This window comes from Marivita sp. S2033 (assembly GCF_046592965.1).
Classification (GTDB): domain Bacteria; phylum Pseudomonadota; class Alphaproteobacteria; order Rhodobacterales; family Rhodobacteraceae; genus Marivita.
In genome coordinates this window covers 1-1,399 of record NZ_JBISBV010000043.1, presented here as the reverse complement: position 1 = coordinate 1,399, position 1,399 = coordinate 1, and the positions used below count along the sequence as shown (strand labels likewise).

Sequence of the window (1,399 nt, the reverse complement as noted above, 5' to 3'; positions counted from 1 at the left end):
GCCCGGCGCCGGGCCGGTGCCGTCATGGTGCAGCCCCGCGAACATGTGCTGGTAGACATGATCGTGCAGCACGACCGGGCCGGGATGGGCCATCAGCGCCTCGAGGATCAGCCCGTGATGGCGGGTGTTGTTGCCCAGATGATAGAGCATCAGGTCAAACAGCGCCGGCAGATCGGAGTGGATCAGCGCCTCTGACAGCGGCAGCGTGGGACAGGGCATGTCGAGCCGCTCTTCCTCGGGGCAGGGCGGGTGCAGCACCACCACGTCGAGCCCCGGACGGCGCACCAGCGCGCGCAGCACCGATTGCGCATATGCGCCCACACCGGTGCGCGCCGAGATCGGGCAGACCCAGGCCAGGCGCATCAGGCGGCCACCTGATGCGCGGCGGGGGTCTCGAGCACCGCATCGAACCGCCTGAGCGCCTCGGCGCGCGCGGCGGCGTTCTGGGCGGCAAAGCGGGCGCGTTCGGGATTGTGCCGCGCCCCGGCGCTGCGGATCGCGTGAAGCCGTGCCAGCATGGTGCGGGTGCGGGCCTCGAGTTCGGACAGGCCGGGCGCCAGATCGCCGTAGGAGCGCGCCGCGCAGAGGGCGCGCAAATCCGGCCCCGCGCCAAGGCCCTGCGCCGGCAGGACCAGCGTGTAGGCCCCCGACAGCAGGCTGTCGAAGGGCGACAACCCGGTGACGGAGCGCCCCGGCCCATAGCCCAGATGCAGGTGCAGATCGGCCACCAGGCCCGCCCCCATCGCGGCGTGGTCGCTCTCGGGGGTGATCAGGCGCAGCCGCATGTCGAGATCCGAAAGTGCGCGGCGCAACACCCCGGCCTGTCCGGCAGGGGCGCCGTGATCGAGCAGCAGGATACGGGGAGGGCTGTCGCCGGTGTCGTCTGGCAGGGTGGCGGTGACGGGGAACCGGTCGGCAAGAGCCAGGGTGATCCAGGGGGTAAACCCCACCGAGCCGGCGACATCCGCCCGGTCGGTGAGGATGGCGCGGCTGTAGCCCTGCAAGACCAGCGGCAGGGTGCCTGCCGCCTGCCAGGCCTCCGGCCCGCCGAAGGTTTCCAACTCGGCGTGCAGGGATTGCGTGAGCACCAGCGTCGCCGGCCCGTGCTGCAGTGCGGCGGGCAGGCCAAGGCCAAGCGAGACCGGGGTCTGTGCCCGGGGCCGGGCGGGCAGCGCGGCCAGGGTCAGCGTGTCCTGCACCGCCTGTGTTCCGGTGCGGCGTGGCACTGCGGGCAGCAGGGTATCGCCGCGCCGCTGCAGATGGGCGCGCAGGCTTTGAGAGAGCAGGCGGCCCCTGAGAGAGAGGGCGTGGGTGCTGGGCTCTGGCACATGGATCAGCATCGGCGGTGTCTTTCGGGCAGGGCAGCGTCTCTTTATCTGTCTTTCATTAAGGTTAACGA

At 71.2% G+C, this 1,399-nt stretch carries 2 protein-coding genes; both read right to left on the bottom strand.

All coding sequences use genetic code 11. The features are described 5' to 3' along the window. Positions 1-363: hypothetical protein (locus ACGKZZ_RS17220; protein ID WP_411224746.1), on the bottom strand; the 363-nt coding region annotated here is incomplete at its 3' end. Continuing rightward, positions 363-1,088 (bottom strand): hypothetical protein, encoded by a 726-nt coding sequence (locus tag ACGKZZ_RS17215; RefSeq protein WP_411224745.1) that lies wholly within the window; start codon positions 1,086-1,088, stop codon positions 363-365. The genes ACGKZZ_RS17215 and ACGKZZ_RS17220, both read right to left, overlap by 1 nt. Positions 1,089-1,399: the final 311 nt, after the last annotated feature.